Here is a 1,415-nt window from a genome sequence, read left to right as displayed (position 1 = left end):
GTTCCATGGTGCCTTCGCCAACCCTGCTTGCCGGCCTGTTCGACCTGACGCCCGCAGAGGCGCGGCTGGCGGCCTCCCTTGCGCAAGGGCGGCCGTTGAAGGAGGCAGCGGCAAGCTCCAACGTCACCGTCAAAACCAGCCGCACCTATCTCGAACGGATCTTCGCCAAGACCGGGACACGGCAACAAAGCCAGCTTGTCGCCTTGTTGAAGAGCGCGGAGCCGTTCCGATGAGCGGCGGCCTGATCGAAGCGATTTACGAGGCGGCTTTCGTTCCCGAGCTCTGGCCCGGCACGACCGGTTCCGCCTGCGGAGAGTTCCAACTGATTGTCGCTGATGCAGAACCGCGGCCGTTGAAGGATGCGGCGTCCGATCTGACCATCACCGTGAAAACCGGCTGCACCTATCTTGAGCGGATATTCGCCAAGACACGAACCCGCCAGCAAAGCCAGCTTGCCGCCTTGGTGAAGAACGCGGAGTTGGTAGCGCAGCCAACGAGGCACAAGTGACTTCCGATCTGGCCGACCGCATCTACGAGGCTGCATTCGTGCCGGAGATGTGGCGCGACGTCCTGGAGCAGTTGAGCAGCGAGTCCAACTCGGCTGCCGCCTCGCTTGTCCTGTTCGATGACCGAGCCCCGCCAAAATTCATCGCGACCGATTTGATCTCGCCAGTGCTGGAGGCTTTCGACGCTGCCAATGGATGGCAGAAGAGCGAGGAGGTGCAACTCCTATTCTCGATGACCCCGCCTTCGGCTTTTGTCTACGACGCCGATTATTTCCCCGCCGGAGCTCTGGCAAGCAATCACCTGCGCCTCGATCGCACCCGGCCGCTGGGGATTGGCGGACAGATTGGTTCGTTCATCGTCATGCCGACGGGGGAAATGGCACTGTTTTCGACCGAGCGCTGGCGCGACAACGATCGTCCTTCGGCAGACGATCTCGCGCGAATGAACGCGCTGCGGCCGCATCTGGCGCGTGCCAGCCTGATTGCGGCGAGGCTCGGGCTTGAGCGCGCGCAAGGAACAGTTGCGGCAATGGAAAGAATGGGACTGCCGGCTGCTGTCCTTTCATCCAATGGACGCGTGCTGGCTACCAACCCGCTGCTTGAGGCCATGCCCGCGATGTTCCTGCCGGTCGCCTTCGGCAGCATGGCGATTGGCGATGTGCAAGCAGACCTTTTGTTTCAGCAAGCCATCGCCGCCGTGCGCAGCGAGATCGAACCCTCGGTCCGATCAATCCCGGTACCCGCGCGACAAGACAGGCAGTCGATCATCGTCCATGTCCTGCCGCTGCTCCGTTCGGCGCATGATATCTTTTCGGGGGGCGACATCCTGATCGCCGCGACGGCGGTGAGCGCCAGTTCCATGGTGCCTTCGCCAACCCTGCTTGCCGGCCTGTTCGACCTGACGCCCGC

Annotated in this window: 3 protein-coding genes; all 3 read left to right on the top strand. The window is 62.6% G+C overall.

Annotated features, from left to right (window positions below):
• On the top strand, window positions 1-233 hold a 233-nt coding region (locus EOC06_RS37285; RefSeq protein WP_164898997.1), incomplete at its 5' end, for a helix-turn-helix transcriptional regulator.
• Window positions 230-508, top strand: coding sequence for a hypothetical protein (locus tag EOC06_RS37280; protein ID WP_128310117.1), 279 nt, complete (start codon window positions 230-232; stop codon window positions 506-508). The genes EOC06_RS37285 and EOC06_RS37280, both read left to right, overlap by 4 nt.
• The coding region (locus tag EOC06_RS37275) for a helix-turn-helix transcriptional regulator (RefSeq protein WP_128310116.1) at window positions 505-1,415 on the top strand (911 nt) is incomplete at its 3' end. The genes EOC06_RS37280 and EOC06_RS37275, both read left to right, overlap by 4 nt.

The organism is Mesorhizobium sp. M7A.F.Ca.MR.362.00.0.0, from assembly GCF_004023175.1.
GTDB lineage: Bacteria > Pseudomonadota > Alphaproteobacteria > Rhizobiales > Rhizobiaceae > Mesorhizobium.
The sequence above is the reverse complement of the archived record's forward strand: the minus strand, read 5'-3'. Positions and strand labels throughout refer to the sequence as shown.